Source organism: Flavobacterium sp. (genome assembly GCF_039932285.1).
Taxonomy (GTDB): domain Bacteria; phylum Bacteroidota; class Bacteroidia; order Flavobacteriales; family Flavobacteriaceae; genus Flavobacterium.
Genome location: NZ_JBDTQE010000017.1, coordinates 18,559 through 40,792 on the forward strand (window position 1 = coordinate 18,559; position 22,234 = coordinate 40,792).

Genomic DNA, 22,234 nt, shown 5'->3' on the forward strand with positions numbered 1-22,234 from the left:
TCGTTCGTTTATTTTTAAATTTAAACACCAAATACACTCATAAACAATTCGTTTAAATATACTAGCTCGATTCACGTGAATTCTGAAAGACTTGATTTTTTCCACAAAGCGTATTAATCTCTATAGCAATTTTGTTCGAGATAAATAAAATATTTGTAATAATTGATTGTCTTTTATCACTTTCATTTATGCCATAAAAATTATACGGGTAGTAGTTATATTTACGCATATATGTAATAATTTCTTCAATTAATGGTTGGCCTTGATAGGTTGGCACAAAATTGACTTCGGTAAAAATAAAATCTATTTTTTCTTGTTTCAAAAAATTTGAACATCCTTGTAAAGCCTTTAATTCAAACCCTTCTATATCTAATTTTAATATTCCAATTTCATCAATATTGTTTTTAGAACAATAATCAGTAATTGACACGATTGGAACATCAATTTTTTGATATTTTCTTGCCATGTGTGCCATGTGAAAATCATTTGGTTGCATAAATGAAGATGTCCCAGAATTATTATTCTTATAAAATTCTAAAATTCCATTTGTATTACTAATACCACAATTATTGAATGTGAAATTTTCAGATTCTTTTTTTAGAATTCCGACTAATTTTTCGTAAACCACCACATTTGGTTCGAAACTATGAATTTTAGAATTATTAAATCGCTTAAAAAATTGATACGATACAAAGCCAATATTTGCACCACAATCAAAAATATGTTTTGGGGTTTTATTTATTAGTTTATAAATAAATGCTAAATCGTCAAATTCGTTTTTATTATTTTTTCTTAAATAAGCATTTATTCTCATTTTTACTCTCGAAATAATATTTTTCCTTAAAATAAATCTTGTAATAAAATTTTTATACATTTTTTTCTTTAATTATGAAGTCGTTTAAACTTTTTCAATTGGTTACAAAATTGTCTTTCTCTTCTATTTTTTTTTGCTTCAATCAAAAAAGTTTAAAAGACTTCTTTTTTTAATATTCTTTTCATAATAATATACAAAAGAAATATAACTTACTCGATTAAAACAAAGAATTTATAGCCTTACATTTTTAAAACTAAACTTTTCTCCGAGCAACGCACAAAATAGTTTGCCCCTGAAATTTACCTAATAAAGCATTCCACAAAAGCCTATATGTTTCTAGATTTGAAAAATTAAGATACGGTATTTTTTTCGCTTCCAAAAATTCAATTTCAAAACCATAAAAATCTAAGATTTTGGTAAGATTTTCGACAGTAAAAAAATTAAGATGTATTGGCGGAATATCTTGATGCAAGTGATCGCCCACATTTTTGTAATTTTTTATTTTATCGTAATTAGGGACTGTAAAGCCTAAATATCCTTTAGGAATTATACTTTGTACTGCTAGCTTAAAAAAGGCCTCTAAATCTTGAATATGTTCAATGACTTCAAAGCCCACCAAGGTATCAAATTTAGAATTAAAATTTGCAAGGTGTGTAAATGATTCATTTACTACATTAAACCCTAATGACTGCGCTCTTTGAGCCGTACTTTTATCTAATTCAATTCCTAAATAGTTTATTTTCTTGTCTTGAAAAAAGTTAGCAACAATACCCACGCCCGAACCAATCTCACATACTTCTTTGATGTTTTTACTCAAAAGAAACTTGAATATCTTTCTCCTTGCTCTACCTAAATTTACTTGCTTTTTAAGTTTAAGATTTTCAAATTCATTAATATGTTGTTTGTATTGATCTGTTTTGTTGTATAACTTATCATAGGTTTGGATAATTTCAGTTTCTGAAAAAATATTTTCTGAAAAAACAAGACTACAATTATCACACTTTACCAATTGGTATTTTTTATTTATTGGTCTAAAGTTTGATGAACAAACTTTGCATTTTAAAAAATTTTTCATACTTTTCAATCAAGAGTTTTATAAGACAAACATAATTATATTAAATGTCATATCAGTTGACTAAATATAAATAATTTTATTTTATCAATTCCAGCATATTAGCACAATAATCTGAAAGTGTAAATTTTTCTTCATAGGTTTTTCTTGCATTTTCAGACATAACTTGATGAGAATTAAAATTGGCTTCAACTTTTTCGAATACTTTTATTAATGAATCGAGATTAGAATCAAACTTAAAACAATCGTTCTCATCGGTTAAATAATTGGTTAAACCAGTAGAATTTGAAATTAACAAAGGGGTTTTGTTCATCAAGGATTCTAGACCTACGGTTGGTAAATTATCAAACTTAGATGAAATTATGGTAAAATGACTTTTATTTAAATAGTCATCAATTTTCTCATAAGATAACGCTCCAAGGAAAATTACCGAAGAATTATCTTTTATTATTTCAACAATTTCAGATTCTTGACTACCAGAACCTGCTATATTCAGTATTATTTTTGAATTCATTTTTTTTTCTTTGTAACTATTAAATGCTTCTATCAAATCAAAAACACCTTTAGAAATATCCAATCTCCCTAAATAAGAAATTATTATATTTTCATTAGAAATTGGTATTTTACTTACAAATCTGTCTGCCATTGGATTTAAAACGACAACTCCATTCTTTGCGGAAAAATAATTAAGTAAATCCTTTTTAGCCATTGCAGAAGGACAAACAACTATATCACATACAAAATAGTAATACCATTTTTTTCTAATATTTAATATTTTTTGTTTTATGGATTCTCCTCTACTGTCTGAAACAATTTGATTATACAAAGTATGATAATAAACTAAAGTTTTTACCTTTCCAAAAGATAGAGTTTTTGAAACAATCGCTGTTATATTACTACCTACAAAATGCCCAATTATAACTTCTGGCTTATATTTTAAATAAATTTTTGCATACCAAATAAAATCTTTTATTGAGGTTGGTCTTTTTTTAGTCGGCCACGAGTAAATTATAATTTCTCCCTTTTCTTTTTTTACAATCTCTTTTTTTTCGAAATAAGGTTTATGCGAAATAAATATTACCCTATAGCCTAAATCAGCTAAATAATGTGCTAAATTGTAACTCATTATTGCAAATGAATTTTTACTATAATTATGCGCAATCAATACCGTCTTCATAAATACATTATCATTTAGCTTATTAATTTCTCAATTTTATCACCTTGCTTAATTTTTGCACTTGCTAAATGCCATGATTTTATTACCTGATAACAAACCAATGGTAATAAAACAGGAACCAAAACAAAGCTAAGTATTTTTAGCAACTTGCTTTTTTTAAATTTGTAAGGTACCAATGACGGCAATATAGCATGTAATACATAATATTTACTAAGATTATTGCCAAAATACTTACGAGACAAATACAAGACACTTGGGACAGGTCGTGGTCCTAATAGCTTTTTAGGTCTCCAACCGTCCCAACTTCCCATTTGTCGCAACCCTCCTTGACTAACTTTGAGGTGAATTCTTCTGGCTTTGTAATTTGAGATGTTTTTATATCCAGCTAAATAGGATCTTAAACCAAATTCGCCATCACCCATTCGTTGTTTTTCAAATTGCCTGTCAAACAAGCCAATATCTTCAAAAATTTCTTTTTTTAGCAATACATTTCCCGTATCTAATTGATCGCTCCAACGAAAATAACTATAGTGTTTCGGGATTTCGTCGCCAATAGTACTTATTGAAACCCCAGAAGACAAATCGGCATCAAAAAAATCTAATGTTTTGATGTGTTCTGCAATCCAATTGGGTTCTACTAAAGAGTCATCATCATACAATAAGATGTATTTCCCTTTGCTAAATTGTATCGCTTCATTTCTGGCTCGCCAAAGTGCTTTTTCTTCCTGAAACCAGAAATGCAAATCTAAATTCCAGCCTTTGTAAAAATCTTCTTGAAAATCATCAGTTTGATCGACAATAATGACTTCAAAATTTTTATAAGTTTGATTTTCTAAATCCCGTAAAACATCTTTTAAGTATACATATCGGTTAAGTGTGGGAATTATAACCGACACTAAAGGATTTTCTTGAATTAATTTACTCTCAAATGTATCGTAATCAGCATATTTGAAATGATTTTTAGAGAAATCGAAGCGTTCTGTTTTTTTAGCTCTTAGTAAAGCAATAGTTTCAGAAAACGGATTGTGTAATGTTAGAATTCTAATCAGTAAAACATAAAAAGCCCAAGCTCTATGAAAGTTTTTAAACAAGAAAACATACTCATCTTGTAATGGAATAGATTCTTTTTTCCAGATATCTAATCCAGATTGGTATTTTTTATTTATAAATCCTTGCTGAAAAGCCGTCCATACCACATCTCTTTCTTGCGCTATAGTGCTTTGATAATTAGTATCGATAGTGTACGGAAATGATACTACTTCTAATTGTTGTATAGTTGGAAAATAACCAAAATCTTTATTCGATTTTAAATTAAAATAACTAATGGGTTGCAGGTATTTATAAAAACTAAATATCATTCGAAATCATTTCTAGCATTCCTTTTACAGAAAGTGTTTCTTTCCATAATTGTCTATTATCCAATTGCATTTTAACAAAATCATCCTCCGATAATTGATTGTGAAAATCACTCACTATTGTTGCAATATCTTTTCTATCCTTCCAATCTATCCAAATCACATGATTCTTCCAATTTATTATTTCTTCAAACGGTAACAAACAATCGGTATCTACAAAAATAGGGATTTTACCCAACATGAGTGTTTCGTATAATCGTACTGAGAAATTTCCTGCTCCACGAACACACAACACATAGTCGGATTGGTAAATATTTTGATAATATTCTAAAGTAGTGGCTTCTCTTTGGGTTTCGGTAATGGCACCTCCACGATAATTTTTGCGATAAATAAAATTGGTTTCAATTTTATTCGATTGTTCTAAGCGGTTTAATAATTTTGCTCTTTCGTAAGCAGAAGCAAATAAAGGTTCAAAATCTTTTCGGAATGGTTTTTTTAGAAATCGTTTGCTGTTTTCTAAAAGACATTTTACAATTTCTTTAAGTCGTTTTACCGATGATGTGTTGGCATGACCACAAAAACCAACTACTGGCAGTTTTTTTTTAGGGAATGTTACAATAGTTTCTTGATGGAACAATCGTTGAAAATGATCTGATAATGAAACTGGAAACCCTTTGTTTTTATCCGACAATTGTTTTTTAAATCCACCCATTCGGAAATAAGTGATATTTGAAAATTCCGGAAAAGCAATCCCAAAATCGCCTTCTATAAATCCGAAGGCTTTTATATTGTATTGCACACAAAATACGTTTATTTTTTCTAATTCATTTGCTTTATCTTTTTCAAAATAGGTGTTTATGGAAAAAGGAATGAGAATGATTTGTGCGTTTGCAATATTGTCTGTACAATTAAAATCTTTATTTAGTTTACATTCGCTTTTTACATCACTATGCTTTGTCCAAGCTTTTTCAGAATAAAAAGGTCGGGTTAAAATAAAAAGATTTCTTTTGTCTTTTATAGGAAATTTAATATTTGGAATGAAAATATTCAAAACTAATTTTTTAGTTTAAAATAGTAATTTGAATTATAAAAAATCTCCATTTGAGGCTTGTATAGTATTTTTGTAATACCATTTTGTTTGATATGAAAAATATTGAATCTCGGTAATAACTTTTTTAAACTATATAATGTAGTTCCCATTATAATTGTTTGCATGGAGCCGTGCTCTAACTGAATTCTTTCGATACAATTGCTTTGAATCATTTTTTCTGAACCAATTAACACATTTGCTTCATATCCTTCGGTATCAATTTTTAGAAAATTTATTTTATCTATTTTATTAGCAATACAGTAATCATCTAATCTTTTTATTTCAATTTCTTTTTCAATGAGATTATCACTCTCCACATCAACAAGGCTTGCTTTTACATCTCCTAATCCATCCGAGAATAAAATTGATTTCATATTCTGATCACCAAGAGCAAAATTGTTTAAGATAACATTTTTATTGTTTTTGAAGTTTTTTTGAAGTTTTGCAAAAGCAGTATCATCTGGTTCAAAACAATGAATAGTTGGTTGTAAAGCATTAAAATTTTGTAATAACAATTCCAAATATTGTCCATTATTAGATCCAACGTCAAAAATGACAGCATTAATAGGTAATTCTTTTGCCATCATTTTTAACAAATTATTTTCACCTGAATCTTTTGGTTCATTAGCAGAACCATAATTCATTCCTTTTAAAGCAATAAAATGAAGGAACTCGAAAAAATTCTGAAAATAAGTTCTAGCTGTAATTAATATAATTATTTTTTTAATTTTCTTCATAAAATTTTATAAATTTTGCAACGTGGTCTTCTATATTAAACTCATTATTTACTCGATTGATAGCCGCTCTAGAGATTACATCTCTTTCTTTATCAGACAACTCATTTACAGCAATAATCTTATTAGCCAAAGATAACGGATTTCTTTTGGGAACGACAAAACCCGTAACATTATTTATAACATTTTCGGACAAGCCTTCGGCATCACTCACAATACAAATTTTCCCCATGGACTGAGCTTCTAACACAGCATTGCAAAAACCTTCTTGATGGCTGTATTGTATATATAAATTTGCTTTTTGGAGTTCGTTTTTCACTTCTTCAGGGTTTCGTTTTCCTGCAAAAAAAACCTCATTTTCAAGCCCTAATTGATGTACTGCAAATTGCAATTTTTCCTTTTCTGGACCTCCGCCAATTATAGTGTATCGAAAACAAATTCCTTTTTGTTTTACTATGGTTAAGGCTTCTAGTGTGGTGCTTAATCCTTTTTTCCAATGCAATCTTCCAATTGTTGCAATTTGAAGCACTTCTTTTTTTTCTGTTACTACAGTGTTCTTAAAAAAATTCACATTTATTGCTGGGCAAATTTTAATGATTTTTTGAAGATTAGTAAACCCATTTTTTACTACTAATTCTTTAATGTCATCAGAAATCACATGTATCTTATCAATTTTTTTCCAAAGTAATGAATAACAATTTTTGTGTTTTATTGGATAAATACCAATATCAAATCCTCTAAAACTTACTGCCATTTTTGTTCCTATTGCTTCAGCCACATTTTCTCTACCTAAAGCAAGCGTACCAAAACCAAAATGAAGCCAATCTAATTTTTGGCTTAAAAAATGACTGTTCAAGAAAACCATTCTCAGCGATTTTATTGCACTTAAACCCTCTTTTTTACCTAAATTATACAATCTAATTGCAGTTTTTAAATTGGATATTATATTAAAAAACGAATTCAAAAAAACAGCCCTTTTGTTATGAATATAATAATTCGGGAACGGAATTATTTTACAAGGCATATTTTCCTTGTTTCTATCATCAATAACAAACAAAATAACTTCAAAACCACTAGCAATTAACCCTTTAATTTTATTTCTAAAAAAAGTTTCGGAATAACCCGGAACTGACGGCAAGACTAATCCTATCTTCATATTAATTAGTTATTAAAACAGATTGATACAAAGCCTGCATTCCCTTACAATTTTCAAGAAAACCATGTTGTTTTTCGATAGTTTCTCGTGCTTTTTTACGAATTTCAATTTTATTATTTTCAGACAATAAAGCTATTAATTTTATTTTTTCTACTATTAATTTTGGGTTTCTTACAGGGATGATAAATCCATTTTCTCCATCGGTAATAACTTCTTCTATACCACCACAATTTGTAGAAAGTACAATAGTTCCCAGCGCCATGGCCTCCAGCACTACATTCGCAATTCCTTCTTCTAAACTGGATAAAAGTAATATGTCTGCTTGTTGTATTTCAGTTATAATTTCTTTAAAAGGCATGCTTTTTTTAAAAGTAACTTCTTCTTCTAGATCTAACTGAACTCTTTGAAAAATTAATTCTTCATCGCTTCCAACACCTATTATTGAATATTGAAAATCGAAATTTTCCTTTTTTAATAAAGCACAAGCGTCTAACGCATCAGTATATCCTTTTACCCAATGAGAACGACCAATGGAGAGTATTTTTAGTGTTCTATTTTTAATTTTATTTTCTACAAAAAGTACTTCTTTTAGATGCAACCCGCTATATATCACTTTTATTTTGTCTGCTTCAGCACCATATTCTTCAGCTTGTTTTTTTATTGATTTTGATACCGCATGAAAACCATCAACTTTAGGAAAAAGTCCGCGATATTGTGTAGCTAATTTCTCGTCGGCAATTGGACTAATAGTAATGTGTGTTCCTCGTAAGCTTAAAATTAGTTTAATACCAAAATCACGAACCCAAATCCAATCTTCTAAACTTTTTGCCCATTGCAAGTGAAAAATATCTGGTTTATGGTACAAAACAGGATAATATTTTACTTTATATAATGTGGTATTTCTTTTTTTATTACAAATTATTTTGTCAAGCTTTTTCTTTTCTCTTGGTTTAAAAATAGATAGTAAAAAACTATATTTCAATAAGATAAATAGTTTGTTCCATTTATTAGAATAAGAAAAAATAGAAACGTTTTTTGGGTAAGTAACTTTCTTTGCTTGTAATCCAAAAAGAAGAATTTTACAGCCATTATTAGACAATCCTTCTATCAATCGCTCGATAAAAGTAGTACTTGGAATTTCTCCCGAATAAATGGCTATTTTTTTGGGTTGCATCATATTTTTTGTTTAGCAAATAAAGACAAAGTTAGCAACATACTCACAGGATGTGAATAATAAACAGCATCTTTATTTGTGAATTTATCATAAAAAGACACAACCACATCTTTTGGTATTAATTCTTGAAATGATTCATTCTCGAACAAACATTTTTGCAATGCTGCATCGTTTTCTTTTCCAACAAATTGCAGTTCCCAGTTTCGTTGAATAATTTTCTTGGGAAGCATTTTACGTTTTATTTTGCTATATATTTTATATGGTAAATTAAATGGCATCTTGTTCCAATGATAATAATACAAGTTGAATGGACGATGATCTTGCCATGTTATTTTGGCTAAATCGGGCATTCTCATTTTTAGGTATTCAATTTGAATTTGTCTTCCAGCAAGGTACTTTTCAGGAACCGTGCAGATAAATTCGCACATTCGATTATCAAAATAGGGAACCGTTATGGGTCTTACGGATTCGAAAATAGAAAGGTTTGTATTCGTCCAACGTGGTGCCCAATACAAGCTCTTGAAAGCCCGAATTTGCGCATTGGCACTTTGAGGAATATCAATTTTTCGAAGTAAAACTTCTATTCTATTAGAAAGATGTTTTTCGAAATCACCTTCGAGTTTCCAAGTTTTCCAAAGTGTCTTAGCTAGTTCTAAACCTCCTTTTTTGATGATTTTTTTTGCAATTATTTTAACCTGTTTGTCTATACTTAAGTCTTCGGCAACCCCCATATCATCAAACAAAACATCGCCCCAATGTCCTAAACTAAAAATATCGCCTAGTGTTGCGTATTCCTCTACAAAAGCCATTTGACGAGGATGCGTAAACTCTGAATAACATTGATTTATTTGGGCTAATTTTTCGATTTTATTCCATAAATAGCCTTGATGGATTTTCCAATCCTGAAAAGGAAAATTACAGGATTTGGCAATTTTTTTGGCATAATACGTTTCGTCATGACCGCCATCAAAAGCATAACTATAAGCATTTACGTTGTTTCCTAAATGGTATAATGCGGCTGCTTGGGTACGACTGTCTAATCCGCCCGAAAGTGGCAATATTACTTTTTTATCTCCTACTTGTTCTTTGATTATTGTTTCAAATAAATGAGCAAACTCGGTAACAATTTCTGACAGTGGTCTTTCTACTGGCGTGTAATGCCATTTGAAATAAGGTTTTTCAGAAATAGTTTTTTTTTCGTCTTCTTGTAGCTCGTATTCAAAAGCGGGTTTTAGTGCTTTTTGGTCTTTATAATAAGTATCCTCATCTAAAAAAAAACCCGTAGCTGCAAAAATACAAATAGCTTCGTAGTCGAGCGCTTTTTTTTCGCCAACAAAAGTGGAAGATTTTGGGATTATTGGGTTCTTAAAATTCATTTTGAATCTTTTTTCTCAGATAGTTATCTCTTATTTTTAAAAAAGGTAATTCTATACAATAATAGGATAAAATAGAACAAACTAAAATACCTACAAATTTATAATAAATGGAGAAACTCCAACTATACAACCATAATTGTTGCCAAAGATATATGGAATAACTCCAAAGTCCGATGGTGATTAGAAATGTTTTATTTAGTTGTTTTGTTATAAAATTTTGATTGGGATTATAAATTAAAACCATCATAATCATTACCATCGAAAAATTGATAATAGTGAGTCCGAAAAAATTATAAATATATCGAATCCGCAGTCCAATAACTTCAACTAGATAAGAACTGTTTAGAAATTGAATAGCTAAAACTATAACAATTAAAAGAAAAATATTATTTTTCAAGAAATTAAAAATTTTGCTGTTTATCACTTTTTCTTTAGTAAGTGCCATAATACCGCCTATTGCAAGAGAATCGGAGACAGTTTCAAAAGAACGGTGCATAGAACCTCTAAACACATCTGGAATAAAGTTTAAAAACATATAACCAACTCTTATAAAAGGAATTAAAACAATAATTACAATTAGTATCTTAACTAATTTATTCTTGTTGATATATTTTTTATTAACTAATAAAAACAAAAGAGCCACTACAATATAAAACTGCTCTTCAACAGCTAATGACCAAGTATGCCCTACAAACCATTGTTTATCATTCCAAATAGTACGAGAATGATAATTTTCTAAATATACAGGTGCTCTCCAGAATTGTTCCCATTCGAAAATATTTAGAAAAAGCAACAAACAAAATACCGAGAGTAAATAAACATAGAAAGCAGGAAATGTGCGCATTACACGCTTGAAATAAAATTGTTTTATACTAAATCTATTTTTCTCAACATCTTTAAGTAATATTCCTACAATTAAAAAAGAAGAAATAATAAAAAACATTCTTACTCCGAGATTTGCAATGTCTATAAATTTTATTTTAAAAGCATGACCAAAAACTACTAGTAATATAGAAATAGCTCTTAAGCCATCAAGTGAAGGAATCCTGTTGCTTTTATTTTCCATTTTTAAGTAGTGAATGGTATAATTTTTCGTGATTTTCTATTTCCTTTTCGATGGTAAATTCAGCTAGTGCTAAGTTTTTGAAAGCCAAACCAATTTTATTGTTTTCATCCTTTGAATTGTTCATAAAAAGAGCTAATTTTTTTTCTAAATCTATTACGTTTCCAGCTTCAAAAAGATGGTCCGGAAAAGTTTTTAACTGATCTTTGATTCCTGGTACAGAAGAACCAATAACTACTTTTCCGTTAGACATAGCTTCAAGAATTGCAACTGGCGTTCCTTCTCCTTTTTCTAAAGTTGGTAAAACGAAAATTTCCGCTTGATTCAAATAATCAACCACATTCATTTTTTTTCCTGAGAAAAAAATGCTGTTTTGTAATTCTTTTTGTTTTACTAATTGAGTTACCATTTGTCCGTATTCATTGTTATTATCTCCAACCAACCAAACAACCCATTCTGGATTTTTATCCTGTAATTTTTCAAAAGCATTTATTAACAATTCAATTCCTTTTACGGGAACAAAATTAGCCACACAAATAATTATTCGTTTATCTAAAGACGTTTTCATTTCGTTTCTAATCTGATTGTTTGAAATTGAATATGAAAAATTTTGAACATTCACGCCACGTGGAATTAAACTTATTTTTTTAGATTTTGGATAAAACTGTTGTATCATATCCGTATTTTGAACTGCAATTTTATTGGCTAAAAACGAACGCAATTTCCAACTATTAGAAGAACTTCCTCCCCAACTCATATTCTTTTTTGTAAAAACCCATTTAATATTGGCCATTTTAGCACTTATCGCTTCTGTATAATTAGAACCATAATGAAAACTATGTATAATATCTGGATTTATTTTTTTAAGTTTTTTAGACACACTAAAACAATTAATCAACATTTTAAAAATAGGTCTTTCTTTGGGTATATAATCAAAGACATGTACTGGAATTCCTGAATTTTGAATAGTCTTAAAAAATTCACCTTTGCTATGCAAACATAAAATATGAGGTTCAAATAATTCTTTATTTAATCCTAAAGCAATATTCAATAATGCTTTACCACTTCCAGCGGTATCAAAGTTTGGTATTGTGTATAAAATTTTTATCTTTTTCATTTAAGCAGCGCATACATTGTGAACAAAGCCCATTTATGATCATTTTTATTTTGAAAATGTTCTTGTAACATTTTTTCAATTGCTTTTTTTTCAAAACCAAATAATTGCGTATTTCCTTCTAATAATTTTTCTTCAAATTCATGTTTTAAATCTTCTTGAATCCATTTTCGCAAAGGAATTGTGAATCCTTTTTTGACTTCTTCCCTTGGTACTTGGGGAATTTGATTTTGTAATATGTTTTTTAATAATTCTTTTCTATTTCCTTTACCATAACTTAAAAAAGGATCTATTTGCCAACTGGTTTCAATCATCTTTTTTTGTAAAAAAGGAACCCGTACTTCCAAACTATTTTCCATGCTAGCTAAGTCGACTTTCCGTAGTGTTTTTTGCATCATTCCGTAAAATTCTGCTTTTTGCATGTTCATAATTAAGTCTCTTTCATCTTTACAATTTTCATAATCATACACATTCCAAAGTTCTGGCAAATCTATATTTTTAAGATTTGGTGCTATTGAATGCAAATTAGGTTTACGGAATCTCGAGTGTAAACTTTCATGAGCTATCGCCTGTTTTTGTGATAAAAGCACACTATTTACATTTTTATTTCCTGAATAATATTTATCCAATCCATAAATTCCTTTTCTAATTATTTCAGGTAAATGCTGATATTTAGTGTTTTTCCCAATACTCCAAAACCGCTCGTAACCAAAAAAAAGTTCATCCCCACCATCTCCACTTAACGCTACTGTAACTTTCTTTTTAGCTAATTTTGAAACTAAATAGGTTGGCAAAATACTAAAATCTGCCAATGGTTCATGAAGTGATTTTGTGGCTTCATTCCAATATTTAACCACTTCTTTAGCAGAGAGTTTCCACAAATCTTGTGGTAATTCTAAAGCATTTGCATAAGCCGTTGCTCTATCAGACTCATCATGTATTGCACTATCTGAACCAATAGAAAACACTGATAAATCTTTCTTATATTTTTTAGCAAAAGAACATATTAAAGGGGAATCGACACCCCCAGATAAAAAGGCACCAAGAGGAACATCGGCAATCATTTGGTCTTTTACACAAGAATCTAATGTGTCATAAACCAACTGTTCTGCTTCTTTTGTATTGGTTATGGTGTAATTATATTTTGAAGGAAATTCCCAATATTGCCTTTTACTACAATTTCCTGCTGAATCAAAAGTTATAATTTCTCCTGGTTTTACCTGAAAAGTTTCTTTATATAATCCAAAAGGTGCTGGAACAAAATGCTGTTGAAGGTATAATTTGAGCACTTGTTCATCAATAGAATTATTCTTAAAATCTGAATGATTTCTTATTTGGTCATATTGGCTTGCTACTACAAGAGTTTTTCCATTCCAACCGTAAAACAAAGGTTTTATACCTGCAAAGTCTCTTGCCAAAAAAATTTCTTTAGTTTCTTGATTGTAGATAGAAATAGCAAACATTCCGTCTAGTGATTCGATAGTTTTATGTACTCCAAATTCATCTAAACAAGCTGTAATGGTTTCTGTATCACTTTGTCCACGAAATTTTTTGAAGTGTAATTTTTGTCGCAATTCAAGATGATTATATATTTCACCATTAAAAACTACTACAAATTTTTGAGAAGGACTTATCATCGGTTGTATTCCAGCATCAGTCAAATCGAGTATGGCTAACCTGTTAAATCCCATTTGAACAGAATTATTGTTAGACCAATATCCTTGATGATCTGGCCCTCTTAATTTCGATTCAGAGAGAAGATTTATAAACTCTTGTTTTGTTGAGAGATTATTGGGCTTGTATTCGAAGAGGAAACCACACATTAGATTAAGTTATTATTTATTGCCCATTTTTGCCAAGCGTATAAATGCCAAATAGTGCTTGCATTTACATCTTCTTGATCATAAAAATCATGAATGTTTTTTAATAAAATCGATTCATTTATATATTCTTTACCAAAAAAAGGTTTCTCTATTACTGTTTTAATAAAATCATCCTTTAATTCATTTTTTAACCATTTTTTTATTGGAATTGAAAATCCTTTTTTTGGTAAACTTGTAATTTCTTTATCTACAAACTGATTTAATAAATTCCTTAAAACTAATTTGGGAGTTTTATGATTAATTCCGTACTCTGGAATTATTGTATTACTAAACTCGATTATTTCTTTGTCTAGAAGCGGAACTCTAACTTCAATATTATTTGCCATACTCATCAAATCAACTTTTCGCAATACTTTTTGCAAATGCCCATAAAATTCATTTTTTTTCAAATAACGCAAAGCATTTTTTTTGTTTAGAGTTGTATTGAATGAATAAACATCATACAGTTCTTGAGAAAAATTAGTATTTGGAATAAAATCATTAAGACCTTTAAAATGCATTTGTTTGTCTAAAATCCATTGATCAAAATTTAAAAAAACATCTATTGAACTTGATGTTTCTTCACTGAATTTTCTATGAAAGGGAGCTATGATTTTTCTTAAAAACAAAGGCATTTTAAACCAATTTAAGTGTTCTACTGATCTTAAAAAGCGGGGATATCCCCAAAATAGTTCATCACCTCCATCTCCTGAAATCATAACTGTAAAATCCTCTTTAGCTTTCTTAGTTATCAAATAAGTTGGGACACTACTTTCGTCACCAAATGGTTCAGAAAATTTTTCGAAATGGATTTCGATTGTATTTAACAATTCGCTTTCATCTATTATTTCAAGACAATGTTTTACCTTTATTTGATTTGCTATATTACTTGCCACTTGACTCTCATCATAATCTGCATCATCAATTCCAAATGTATAGGCTACAATATCTGGTTTAGATTGTTTTATGATTGCTGAAACTAATGAGCTATCGATTCCTCCACTTAAAAAAGATGCAACAGAAACATCTGCATTTAGTTGGGTTTTTATCACTTTAGTCAATAAGCTTTTCAATTTTTGAGTAACTTCTAAACTAGTTTCTTTTATCAAATTCTTTTCTTCCCATTTATAATAATAGGCTTTAGAAACAATAGAAAGCTCATTAAAACTCCAGCTTATAATTTGTCCAGGTTCTACCTGAAATATATTTTCAAAAACTGTGTTTGGTGCTTGCATATACCCTAACCCAAAATATTCTTTCATTATTTCTGGACGTAGTTTTTTTTCTATAAAAACTGGGTGTTGAAAAATTTGATCAAACTGAGACGCAAATATTATTCCTTGACTGTGAACACCATAAAACAAAGGTTTAATACCTGCAAAATCACGAACCAAATGTCCAATTTTATTTTCGATATCATAAATTACAATAGCAAACATTCCGTTAAGTTCTTTTGCAAAAACATCAATTGAAACCTTATCTATTAAATGAGCTAAAATTTCAGAATCAGATAAAGAACGTAAGGCATTATCGCTAATATTATACTTATTTTGAATTTCTTTGTAATTATATACTTCACCATTAAAAACGATTACAAATTTTCCTGATGGACTTAAAATGGGTTGCTTGGCATTTTCTTCTAAATCAATTATCGAAAGTCTATTAAGACCCAATTTACAATAATTATCATGCCAAATCCCTTGCTGATCTGGTCCACGATTAAGACTTAAATCAAGAAGATTTTGAAAAATTGATTCCTCAATTAATTGTGTCGATATTTCACCTAATAATCCACACATATTATTCTTTGATTTGTTTAAGCCAACTAACAAAAAATAATATCTGTAGGAACAAAATAAATACTATAATGTTAAATACCATATTTAATTAAGCATTTGATTTTTAAATTTATTAATCTTACCATTTGGTGTTATTCTTGGAATATTATATTTATAGAATTTCTCCGTATATTTTTCTTCCTGCAAAACAAAAGCGCCTTTATAACCTGCTTCATCTAGAAAATTAAAAGAATTAGCGTTATAATTTCCGTTTGGATAAGCAAATAAAAAAACATTGTTCTTTAGATTTTTTTCTATTATTTTTTTTGATGTTGAAATTTCATTCTTTAATGTTTTAATATCTTGAATTTCATGATGAATCTCATGAAAATGACCATGACTATGAAACTGAATGTTCTCATTTTGAACTTCTTTTATCTCATCCCAAGTGAGCATTTTAAAATAATTATTTTTTTCTAATAATTGTTCTAATTCATTTTCTGGAAATTGTTTTAAAATTTCATTAAAAAGAATATTTCTAGTCTTAGAATTAACCTTTTTTAATTGGTTTCTAATTATATTAAATACACTAAGCCTTTCATCATAAGTCGAAATTTGGTATTCTTTATTATTGAAATTTATTTTATTTATACTTCCTTCTAATAACAATAATGACAAGTTTACAGTCCAAATAGAAGTTTGACTATTGATAGCGTCTGTGGTAATAAAAAATATCCCTGAAGCTTTATTTTTTTCTAAAATTTCTATCGCTTCTAAATTATTTTGATACCCGTCGTCAAAAGTGATACAAACCATTTTTTGAGATTTAATTTCTTTTGGATTATCTATATAATAAGCTAATTCGGTTGCATTTAAAAATCTAAACTGTTTCTTTTTAAGAAATAAGATATGTGATTCAAATTGAGAGATTGTGTGAAAATTTCGTTGCAATCTTGCATTCGTTATTTTATTTACCAACCCATGATAAGTTAAAATAGAAATCTCGTTGCCTTTTCGGGCAAAGATTAACGTTTTTATTGTTTTATAAAATTTCTTCAACGAATTCATTTAAAATCTATTTATACCAAAATTAAAAATTGGATTTTTATATTTTTTTCTTTACTAACATTCCAATTCCAATAGGCATTGCATCTTGTCTATCTACTGCTTTTGCTAAAACTGAAATGATAACTCCAATAATTTTAAAAACAAAATATTTTCCTTTTAAGCTACCAATGGGTCTTCTCAAAGTGTTACTTATCATAGAGAATTTACCTCCCAGATAGAAAATTTTTATTATTTCGAATTCTTCTTTAAAAAAAGAATGATATGCATCTTCTCCAAATCTCCAATAATCTTTTTCATCACAAATTGGGTGAGAAAAAGCATTTATAATTAAAATTTTTCCTCCTGGTTTTAACGTTCTTTTTACTTCATTAATTGCAACAAAAGGTTCATCCACATGTTGCAACATAGACACCATTATATAATTATCAATTTCATTATTTCCAAAAGGAATTGCTGTTATATTAATATAGGTATCAAAATCTCTAGATATATTGGATACAATCAGTTTATTTTTTTTAAAGAAACGTTGTGTATTGTATTTTTTTTCGCCTCCAAGTTCTATAATATCTCCTTCAAAATCAGAACTTGTCGATTCTATTACTAGATCTTGGTAATATCTAAACAAGGAATCTGATTTTCCAAAATAGGAAAATAGGTAAGACCATTTTATATCTGAAATAAAAATTTTATTCATTTTATAAACTATTTTTTATAAACTCCAATCAAAACACTACTAAAATATTTCGTCGGGTGTGACTTGATATAAGGGTTAATTTTTTTGAAAATTTTTTTTGCTAGTTTATAAATTATTTTTTGAATTAAATTTGGGTCATGGTGTAGTGAATATTGAAATTCACCAAAATATTCTAAGTTCAATAATTCTAAATTATTTCGTTTACCAAAATCTAAAAAAACGCTTTTTTTCATAGATTTTAAGTTATGGGCTTTTAGGTTTTTATAATCTACTAAATAGCCATACCATTTTCTAAACCATCTTTTATTTGGAACCATTACCAACAAAGTTGCTCCATCTTTCAGATAATTGACATGTTTATCTAAAACAGTATCAAAGTTTTCAAAATGCTCTATAAATCCGATAGAAATAACTATGTCATATTTTTCTGTTGGCACATGTTCAAAAATATCTGCTTGAATAATCTGAAAGTCTTTTACGTCAAAAGTTTTCATTACTTCTTCAATTTTTTTTGTATCAGAATTAAAATCTAAACTAGAAGGTACAAGATTATATTTATCACCAAGATATGCTAAATATCTTCCTGGATAGCCTCCTATTTCTAAAATATTCTTAGGTGGAAATGCATTATTATTAACTAAAATATCCCAATATTTATCATAATCAGAAACTATTTGTTGAATCTGACATTTCTTAGTAGTTGATTTAAAATAATAATTTTCCCAATAGTCTTTTGTGGTTAGTCTAGACATAATTTAATTTGCATTTATGATTTTACTAAATAAAACTCTATATTTATATCTATTTTTTTGATTAAACGAAGTGTTTTTTAAGAACTCCCTACATAACAATATTTTTTCTTTGAAAGAAATTCCCTTAAAAGAAAATGAAATAATGTAAGAGCTTATTTGATTCTTATAAAATAATTTATTTTGATCATAATATTCAAGATATTGTAACAAATTAATTTTTTCAAGTAACATTTTATAATCCTGAGAGACTGTTTTAGAATTAGAATGTTTCCTAAAAGATGCTACAAAATTATCTATTATTATAATTTCAGGTTCTAAAAAGCCAAATTTAAAATACAAATCAATATCCATTGGGTATCTTATTAATGGATTTATACCGCCAACTTCATTATTTATTTTTTTTGAAAAAAAAATTGATTGCTGTATCGGTTTACCTATTATGTTTATATATAAATTTGGTTCTGAATTATTGTGAAAAGCTTTTCTTTCTTGGGTAATTATACTTTTTTCGTCAATTTCATAACCACTTCCAATGATTATTAAATTGTCATTTTTTCTGTTTAAATAAGCTTTACCAATTTTTAATAATGCATTTTCACACAAAACATCGTCGGAATTTATCCAGTTTAAGATGTCCCCAGTAGCTCTTGCAAAACCTTTATTTATAGCATGACTTTGACCATGATCTTTTTCGGACACCCAATAATCGATATATTTTTCATATTTTTTGATGATTTCGACACTATTATCTGTACTTCCTCCATCAATAATAATATACTCTAAATTAGGGTATTTTTGATTTATTATTGATAGAATAGTTTCTTCAAGAAAATCGGCTTGATTATAAGAAGGGGTTACAATGGTTATTTTAGGCAATTGTATATTCTCTTCCTGATTTACCTCATCTGGGGTAAAATTCCAAGGCCAAGATTTTTTGTCTAAAATATTTTCTGAATCGTTATTATCCATTGGAGTCTTAATTGTTATTTGAACTAAAGAAATCTATCATGATAAACTTCTTGTATTCCTGATTTTAAATGTATTTTATATTTCCAGCCTAGATTATTTAATCTTGTAGTATCTGTTAATTTTCTTGGGGTACCATCGGGTTTTGTAGTGTCAAATACTATTTTACCATCAAATCCTACAATATTTTTTATTAAATAAGCCAAATCTTTTATCGAAATTTCTTCTCCCGAGCCAATATTTACAAATCCTTTGTCATTATAATTTTGCATCAAATACACACAAGCATCAGCCATATCATTTGCATGCAAAAATTCTCGCAAAGGACTTCCTGTTCCCCAAACTGTCACAAATTTATCATTATTAATTTTAGCTTCGTGCATTTTTCTTAATAATGCTGGCAAAACATGTGAGTTTTGCAAATCATAATTATCGTTATTTCCGTACAAGTTTGTTGGCATAACCGATATAAAATTACAATCGTACTGTTGTCTGTATGCATCGCACATTTTTATACCTGCAATTTTTGCAATAGCATATGGTTCGTTTGTTTCTTCTAATAATCCAGTTAATAAATAGTCCTCTTTAAGTGGTTGTGGTGCAAATTTTGGATAAATACAGGAAGAACCTAAAAAAAGTAATTTCTTAACATTGCTCTTATATGACTCATGAATTACATTATTTTGAATCATCATATTTTCATAAATAAAATCAGCTCTATAGGTGTTATTAGCCACTATTCCTCCAACTTTTGCTGCAGCTAAAAAAACATATTCTGGTTTTTCTGATTCAAAAAAATCGTTAACTTGTTGTTGGTTAATTAAATTTAATTCTGTCGAAGTTCGGGTAACAATATTTATAAACCCTTTATCTTGAAGGTTTTTTACTATAGCGCTTCCTACCATTCCTCGATGACCTGCTACATAAATTTTTGAGTTCAAATCCATATTCTTACCGTTTCTATTTGTAGTTTTTGAGGTATTTTTCTTTCTTAAATAACTCTAAGTCAGACTGCATCATTTCTTTAACTAACATTGGCAAGGTATATTTAGGTTCCCAACCTAACTTTATTTTTGCTTTAGTGTTATCTCCAATAAGCAAATCTACTTCAGTAGGTCTGAAATAAGCTGGATCTATTTGTATTACTTTTTGCCCTATTTTAAATTCATAATCTGGATTTGAAGATATTTTTACAACGCCAATTTCTTCTACTCCAGCTCCTATAAACTCTAACTGAACTCCAACTTCTTCAAAAGCCATTCTAATAAACTCTCTAACTTTTGTAGTGATTCCTGTTGATATAACAAAATCTTCAGGTTCGTCTTGTTGCAAAACCAACCACATAGCTTCTACATAATCTTTAGCATGTCCCCAATCTCTTTGAGAATCTATATTTCCCATGTAGAGTGTATCTTGCATCCCTAAAGCCATTTGAGCTATTCCTCTTGTAATTTTTCGGGTTACAAATGTTTCTCCACGCAAAGGACTCTCGTGGTTAAACAATATTCCGTTGCAAGCAAACATTCCGTATGCCTCTCGATAATTGACTGTTATCCAATAGGCATACATTTTTGCCACTGCATAAGGCGAACGCGGATAAAATGGTGTAGTCTCTTTTTGAGGAACTTCTTGTACCAACCCGAATAATTCTGATGTTGAGGCTTGGTATATTTTAGTTTTTTTTGTTAATCCTAGTAATCTTACCGCATCTAGAATACGTAGCGTTCCTATTCCATCTGTATTAGCGGTATATTCAGGAATATCGAAACTAACTTTTACATGGCTCATTGCTCCCAAATTATATATTTCGTCTGGTTGCGTTTCTTGGATGATTCTTATTAGATTAGTAGAATCGCTTAAATCACCATAATGCAAAATAAAATTTTGATTATCTATGTGCGGATCTTCATATATATGATCGATTCGTTGGGTATTAAACAAAGAACTTCTTCGCTTTATACCATGTACTTTATATCCTTTAGAAAGCAATAATTCTGCTAAATAAGCCCCGTCTTGTCCCGTCACTCCTGTTATTAATGCTACTTTCATGCTTATATTCTGTGTCTTTTTAATTTGAAGGAATCTAAATTAATTACTAATATAAAATTAATAAACTTAATTTAAGGTTTTAATCTTTTAATTAGTACTAAAAAATGAGTTTATTTTTTCAATAACAATTTCAATATCTTGTATTGTATTAGCAAAAGAAATAGGCAAACTTAGCGTTGTTTTATGTATTTCTTCACTTATAGGAAAGCTTAATTTCGAGAAATATTCTTGGTACCCTTCCTGCTGATTTGGAGGCAATGGATAATGTATTTCTGTATGAATTCCGTTGTCTAATAAAAACTGTTTCAGCTCATCTCTTTTTTGGGTTCTTATATTATAAATGTGATATACATGATAAACTTCCTGCAAAGGATTTGGTTTTATAACATCGTTAGTCAAATATAAATCATATAAGGTTGCTAGTTTTCTCTTATGGTTATTTATTTCATCCAAAAAAGGCAATTTTATATTCAAAAAACCAGCTTGTAACTCATCTAATCTAGAATTTCGTCCAATATATTTGTTATAATACTTTTTATGGGAACCATAATTTCTTAGCGCAATTAATTTTTCGTAAATATCTTTATCATAAGTAATTATTGCTCCAGCATCGCCTAGTGCTCCTAGATTTTTTGTTGGATAAAAACTATAAGCCCCTATTTTGCCAAATGTTCCTGCTATTTTATTATTAAACTTTGCTCCATGTGCTTGTGCGCAATCTTCAATGATTTCTAAATTGTGTTTGGTTGCTATTTTAGCAATTGCTTCCATATTTGCTAATTGACCATACAAATGAACAACCATTATAGCCTTTGTTTTTGAAGTGATTTTCTCTTCTATTTTATTTTCGTCAATATTATAGGTTTCTAGATTAGGCTCTACTAATATGGGAATATGACCAGCGTTGATAATGGCTAAAATAGTGGCTATATAAGTATTT

Annotated in this window: 20 protein-coding genes; all 20 read right to left on the bottom strand. The window is 28.8% G+C overall.

Annotation, left to right across the window (positions count from 1 at the left end; translation table 11 throughout):
- Positions 1-61: 61 nt before the first annotated feature.
- Positions 62-874 carry an FkbM family methyltransferase gene (locus ABI549_RS05185; protein WP_348075392.1) on the bottom strand — a complete coding sequence of 271 codons (813 nt, stop codon included), beginning with the start codon at positions 872-874 and terminating at the stop codon, positions 62-64.
- A gap of 193 nt (positions 875-1,067) precedes the next feature.
- Entirely contained in the window at positions 1,068-1,889 is an 822-nt protein-coding gene (locus tag ABI549_RS05190; protein WP_348075393.1) for a class I SAM-dependent methyltransferase, read from the bottom strand.
- Positions 1,890-1,965: 76 nt separating this feature from the next.
- Positions 1,966-3,063, bottom strand: coding sequence for a glycosyltransferase family 4 protein (locus tag ABI549_RS05195; RefSeq protein ID WP_348075394.1), 1,098 nt, complete (start codon positions 3,061-3,063; stop codon positions 1,966-1,968).
- 14 nt (positions 3,064-3,077) lie between these two features.
- Entirely contained in the window at positions 3,078-4,421 is a 1,344-nt protein-coding gene (locus ABI549_RS05200) for a glycosyltransferase family A protein (protein WP_348075395.1), read from the bottom strand.
- Positions 4,411-5,469 (bottom strand): exostosin family protein, encoded by a 1,059-nt coding sequence (locus ABI549_RS05205; RefSeq protein WP_348075396.1) that lies wholly within the window; start codon positions 5,467-5,469, stop codon positions 4,411-4,413. The genes ABI549_RS05200 and ABI549_RS05205 overlap by 11 nt, the downstream gene beginning before the upstream one ends.
- 2 nt (positions 5,470-5,471) lie before the next feature.
- Entirely contained in the window at positions 5,472-6,245 is a 774-nt protein-coding gene (locus tag ABI549_RS05210; protein WP_348075397.1) for an FkbM family methyltransferase, read from the bottom strand.
- Positions 6,232-7,398, bottom strand: coding sequence for a glycosyltransferase (locus tag ABI549_RS05215; RefSeq protein WP_348075398.1), 1,167 nt, complete (start codon positions 7,396-7,398; stop codon positions 6,232-6,234). The genes ABI549_RS05210 and ABI549_RS05215 overlap by 14 nt, the downstream gene beginning before the upstream one ends.
- 1 nt (position 7,399) lies before the next feature.
- Positions 7,400-8,575 (bottom strand): glycosyltransferase family 4 protein, encoded by a 1,176-nt coding sequence (locus tag ABI549_RS05220; RefSeq protein WP_348075399.1) that lies wholly within the window; start codon positions 8,573-8,575, stop codon positions 7,400-7,402.
- The gene (locus tag ABI549_RS05225) at positions 8,572-9,948 is read right to left on the bottom strand and encodes an asparagine synthase-related protein (RefSeq protein ID WP_348075400.1); all 1,377 of its coding nucleotides are present in this window, start codon (positions 9,946-9,948) and stop codon (positions 8,572-8,574) included. The genes ABI549_RS05220 and ABI549_RS05225 overlap by 4 nt, the downstream gene beginning before the upstream one ends.
- Positions 9,938-11,014, bottom strand: a complete 1,077-nt coding sequence (locus ABI549_RS05230; RefSeq protein WP_348075401.1) for an acyltransferase — start codon at positions 11,012-11,014, stop codon at positions 9,938-9,940. The genes ABI549_RS05225 and ABI549_RS05230 overlap by 11 nt, the downstream gene beginning before the upstream one ends.
- A complete protein-coding gene (locus ABI549_RS05235; protein ID WP_348075402.1) occupies positions 11,004-12,128 on the bottom strand; it encodes a glycosyltransferase in 1,125 nt (374 codons plus the stop codon). The genes ABI549_RS05230 and ABI549_RS05235 overlap by 11 nt, the downstream gene beginning before the upstream one ends.
- The gene (gene asnB, locus ABI549_RS05240) at positions 12,125-13,948 is read right to left on the bottom strand and encodes an asparagine synthase (glutamine-hydrolyzing) (RefSeq protein WP_348075403.1); all 1,824 of its coding nucleotides are present in this window, start codon (positions 13,946-13,948) and stop codon (positions 12,125-12,127) included. The genes ABI549_RS05235 and asnB (ABI549_RS05240) overlap by 4 nt, the downstream gene beginning before the upstream one ends.
- Positions 13,948-15,786 carry an asparagine synthase (glutamine-hydrolyzing) gene (asnB, locus tag ABI549_RS05245; RefSeq protein WP_348075404.1) on the bottom strand — a complete coding sequence of 613 codons (1,839 nt, stop codon included), beginning with the start codon at positions 15,784-15,786 and terminating at the stop codon, positions 13,948-13,950. The genes asnB (ABI549_RS05240) and asnB (ABI549_RS05245) overlap by 1 nt, the downstream gene beginning before the upstream one ends.
- A gap of 84 nt (positions 15,787-15,870) precedes the next feature.
- Complete coding sequence (locus ABI549_RS05250) at positions 15,871-16,824, bottom strand: polysaccharide deacetylase family protein (protein ID WP_348075405.1); 954 nt, start codon at positions 16,822-16,824, stop codon at positions 15,871-15,873.
- 46 nt (positions 16,825-16,870) lie between these two features.
- Positions 16,871-17,527, bottom strand: coding sequence for a methyltransferase domain-containing protein (locus ABI549_RS05255; protein ID WP_348075406.1), 657 nt, complete (start codon positions 17,525-17,527; stop codon positions 16,871-16,873).
- Between the two features lie 8 nt (positions 17,528-17,535).
- Complete coding sequence (locus ABI549_RS05260; protein WP_348075407.1) at positions 17,536-18,279, bottom strand: methyltransferase domain-containing protein; 744 nt, start codon at positions 18,277-18,279, stop codon at positions 17,536-17,538.
- Between the two features lie 3 nt (positions 18,280-18,282).
- On the bottom strand, positions 18,283-19,248 hold the full coding sequence (locus ABI549_RS05265; protein ID WP_348075408.1) for a glycosyltransferase family 2 protein: 966 nt from the start codon (positions 19,246-19,248) through the stop codon (positions 18,283-18,285).
- 23 nt (positions 19,249-19,271) lie between these two features.
- Positions 19,272-20,192 carry a GDP-L-fucose synthase gene (locus ABI549_RS05270; RefSeq protein WP_348075409.1) on the bottom strand — a complete coding sequence of 307 codons (921 nt, stop codon included), beginning with the start codon at positions 20,190-20,192 and terminating at the stop codon, positions 19,272-19,274.
- Between the two features lie 13 nt (positions 20,193-20,205).
- Entirely contained in the window at positions 20,206-21,294 is a 1,089-nt protein-coding gene (gene gmd, locus ABI549_RS05275; RefSeq protein WP_348075410.1) for a GDP-mannose 4,6-dehydratase, read from the bottom strand.
- Between the two features lie 87 nt (positions 21,295-21,381).
- Positions 21,382-22,234 (bottom strand): DegT/DnrJ/EryC1/StrS family aminotransferase (locus tag ABI549_RS05280; RefSeq protein WP_348075411.1); only part of this gene is annotated, 853 nt, incomplete at its 5' end.

Excerpts from the sequence above, each read along its gene's own strand:
- ABI549_RS05185 (WP_348075392.1), bottom strand. The coding sequence starts at position 874 with ATGTATAAAAATTTTATTACAAGATTTATTTTAAGGAAAAATATTATT.
- ABI549_RS05190 (WP_348075393.1), bottom strand. The coding sequence starts at position 1,889 with ATGAAAAATTTTTTAAAATGCAAAGTTTGTTCATCAAACTTTAGACCA.
- ABI549_RS05195 (WP_348075394.1), bottom strand. The coding sequence starts at position 3,063 with ATGAAGACGGTATTGATTGCGCATAATTATAGTAAAAATTCATTTGCA.
- ABI549_RS05200 (WP_348075395.1), bottom strand. The coding sequence starts at position 4,421 with ATGATATTTAGTTTTTATAAATACCTGCAACCCATTAGTTATTTTAAT.
- ABI549_RS05210 (WP_348075397.1), bottom strand. The coding sequence starts at position 6,245 with ATGAAGAAAATTAAAAAAATAATTATATTAATTACAGCTAGAACTTAT.
- ABI549_RS05215 (WP_348075398.1), bottom strand. The coding sequence starts at position 7,398 with ATGAAGATAGGATTAGTCTTGCCGTCAGTTCCGGGTTATTCCGAAACT.
- ABI549_RS05220 (WP_348075399.1), bottom strand. The coding sequence starts at position 8,575 with ATGATGCAACCCAAAAAAATAGCCATTTATTCGGGAGAAATTCCAAGT.
- ABI549_RS05225 (WP_348075400.1), bottom strand. The coding sequence starts at position 9,948 with ATGAATTTTAAGAACCCAATAATCCCAAAATCTTCCACTTTTGTTGGC.
- ABI549_RS05230 (WP_348075401.1), bottom strand. The coding sequence starts at position 11,014 with ATGGAAAATAAAAGCAACAGGATTCCTTCACTTGATGGCTTAAGAGCT.
- ABI549_RS05235 (WP_348075402.1), bottom strand. The coding sequence starts at position 12,128 with ATGAAAAAGATAAAAATTTTATACACAATACCAAACTTTGATACCGCT.
- asnB (WP_348075403.1), bottom strand. The coding sequence starts at position 13,948 with ATGTGTGGTTTCCTCTTCGAATACAAGCCCAATAATCTCTCAACAAAA.
- asnB (WP_348075404.1), bottom strand. The coding sequence starts at position 15,786 with ATGTGTGGATTATTAGGTGAAATATCGACACAATTAATTGAGGAATCA.
- ABI549_RS05255 (WP_348075406.1), bottom strand. The coding sequence starts at position 17,527 with ATGAATAAAATTTTTATTTCAGATATAAAATGGTCTTACCTATTTTCC.
- ABI549_RS05260 (WP_348075407.1), bottom strand. The coding sequence starts at position 18,279 with ATGTCTAGACTAACCACAAAAGACTATTGGGAAAATTATTATTTTAAA.
- ABI549_RS05265 (WP_348075408.1), bottom strand. The coding sequence starts at position 19,248 with ATGGATAATAACGATTCAGAAAATATTTTAGACAAAAAATCTTGGCCT.
- ABI549_RS05270 (WP_348075409.1), bottom strand. The coding sequence starts at position 20,192 with ATGGATTTGAACTCAAAAATTTATGTAGCAGGTCATCGAGGAATGGTA.
- gmd (WP_348075410.1), bottom strand. The coding sequence starts at position 21,294 with ATGAAAGTAGCATTAATAACAGGAGTGACGGGACAAGACGGGGCTTAT.